Raw genomic sequence first — 1,822 nt, forward strand, 5'->3', positions numbered from 1 at the left:
CGATGTATCATGAAAGTGATTTAATGATTATCGAAGACCACATTGCTTTGTTTCTGCCCGAAAACCCGTTAGTTGGAGCTAATATCATGGGTGATAGATTCCCTGATATGAGCGAGCCGTATGATTTAGGAATGATTGAAAAAGCAAAACTCATTGCTACGCAAAATGATATTGAGGGCGTACATAGCGGTACGTACGTGAGCGTAACAGGCCCACAGCTCGAAACTAAAGCCGAATATAGATTGCTCAGAAATCTCGGAGCAGATGCCGTAGGCATGAGTACAGTGCCAGAGGTAATAGTGGCACGTCAGATGGGCTTACCAGTTTTCGGAATTTCGGTTATTACTGATATGTGTATTCCAGAAACACTCAAAAAAGCCGAAATCGAAAATATTTTAGCGGCAGCTTTCAAAGCCGAACCAAACATGACACTGATTATCAAGGAATTGATTGGGAGTTTGTAGGGGTAGTGTCGGTAGTTCATTAAACAAGAAAGGTTTTAAATGAAGTTATTGAGAGTATTAACGTAAAACCCTGCCGACGTTCTTTTACATCATGAAACCCAATGAATTCATAAAAAACCATAAAAAAAGCCCTTTGAAGTTTATCACTCAAAGGGCTTTTTACTTATACTCAGTTACTAATTTTTAAAAACTGAAATTGACACGAGCGAACACAAATCGACCATTGAAGCCCATTTGTTGCACACGACGTGAATAGACAAAACGACCCAAAGACATATTGCCTGAGTGTTTATGTACGTCTTGATAAACATCAAAAATGTTATTCGCACCAATCGCAATGTTTGCTGCTTTATGAATTTGGTAATTTAGCGTTAAATCGGTGGTAGTTTTTGGTGTAAAAGTTTGGTCTAAAGTTTCACGCGTGTTATTGTTGAAAGCATTAACCACAAAATTAGCTTCTGTAATGATTGTTGGGTCTAAATAAACTACTTCACCAAAATGTACCATACGAACCATCGCACCAAATTTACCTAATTTATAGTTGATTGTTCCCGTAATTTTATTGCGAGGGCTGGCTACCTCGATGCGGCTTTGGTCTTCACGGTTAAAATAATTAGCTAACTGACCACTTTTGATGAGGGTTTCAGAAGCCTTAATTGCTGGCTTACCATCGCTACCTTTGATTACCTCATTATCAATAAATGCTCCAGCTAAGGTAAATTTAATACCATGCTTACCAATTTTAGTGCTGTAAGCCGCTACTGCCTCTAATCCTCTCGAACGAGTATCAATAGCATTAGTAAAGAAGTTAGCAGTATTAGCACCCACAGCTGTCAATTGTGCTGCAAGATTGGCATCACCATTGGCCGTAAAGTTATTAGTTAAGATAATGCGGTCTTTGATAGCAATCTGATAAGCATCAACCGTTAATTCTAATTTACCTAATTGAGCCGTAGCACCTAAGCTATAATTGGTAGAGGTTTCTGGTTTGAGCGTAGGAATGCCCAAAATCGCAGCAGCTCGGCTATTATTTGGGAGCGTAGCACTTTCAACTGGTGTCTGTACGCCATTTATCGTAACAAACAAAGTGTTGGTTTTTGAATAATAGCTTTGCTGTAACGAAGGAGCTCTAAAGCCTGTACTAACTGCTCCACGAATGGCAATTTTATCGGTTAATTTATAGCGTGTAGCAAATTTAAAGTTCAATGGCGTTTGAGTGAAGTTTGAATATTTTTCCAATCTCAATGCTCCCGAAACCACCCATGCTTTTGTAACATCAAGCTCCACGTCTGAATAGAATGCATAGCTATTTCGGCTGAAGGTACCAGCATCTTTCGGGAAGAAACCAGCAAAAACTT

Annotated in this window: 2 protein-coding genes; one reads left to right on the plus strand and one right to left on the minus strand. The window is 39.1% G+C overall.

The genetic code is table 11. From position 1 onward, the window contains the following. A partial coding sequence (locus ACOVO2_RS18955) for a purine-nucleoside phosphorylase (RefSeq protein WP_421771481.1) occupies positions 1–464 on the plus strand: 464 nt, incomplete at its 5' end. A 183-nt stretch (positions 465–647) separates the two neighbouring features. Here ACOVO2_RS18955 and ACOVO2_RS18960 read toward each other — a convergent pair. Continuing rightward, positions 648–1,822 (minus strand): TonB-dependent receptor plug domain-containing protein (locus ACOVO2_RS18960; RefSeq protein ID WP_421768839.1); only part of this gene is annotated, 1,175 nt, incomplete at its 5' end.

Source organism: Emticicia sp., assembly GCF_049241225.1.
Lineage (GTDB): Bacteria > Bacteroidota > Bacteroidia > Cytophagales > Spirosomataceae > Emticicia.